This window comes from Streptomyces mutabilis, assembly GCF_014649815.1.
In the GTDB taxonomy this organism is placed as follows: Bacteria; Actinomycetota; Actinomycetes; order Streptomycetales; family Streptomycetaceae; genus Streptomyces; species Streptomyces mutabilis.
Genome location: NZ_BMTT01000318.1, coordinates 1 through 518, shown reverse-complemented (window position 1 = coordinate 518; position 518 = coordinate 1). Strand labels below are relative to the sequence as shown.

1 protein-coding gene is annotated in these 518 nt (G+C 49.2%); it reads right to left on the bottom strand.

Annotation, left to right across the window (positions count from 1 at the left end; genetic code table 11):
* Positions 1–502 (bottom strand): ABC transporter transmembrane domain-containing protein (locus IE142_RS40475; protein WP_191889538.1); only part of this gene is annotated, 502 nt, incomplete at its 3' end.
* Positions 503–518 lie beyond the last annotated feature (16 nt).

Here is a 518-nt window from a genome sequence, read left to right as displayed (position 1 = left end):
CCATATGGTTGACAATATCGCCGGTAGTCTTCGATGTACGGCCCTCGCTTGAAAGCCGAAGCGACTTGGCATAGATCATGGCCGTCAACGAAGACTTCACGCGCATACCAGTGTCAAAAGCTCTCTGGAAATATTGATGAAGGCACATTGTTTGCGATACCGAGACAAAGAACATCGCCAGGGCAATAGCAACACCCCGTATGATTGGCTGGGGGTTGTCAGTTTCATAAGAACCGATGAAGTCAATCAAAACTCGTAGAAGCTGAGGCTGGACAAAGGCCAGAATATCACTTCCGCATTTGATGATCGCACCTCTGGTATACGAACTACCGAAGGACTTGAAAAGTGCGATCCACAGAGATGGTTTGTCCTTTTGCAGTTCCTGTTCCCAGTTTTCTGCCAAGGTCTCCCCAGTGACGCGAGTTGTATCACGACGTCGGAGGTTCCACAGGTCATCTTGGGTCAGGAAGTTCTTGTAGCCAAACTTCATCATCGGCGTCATCCAGCTAAAGGTGAGC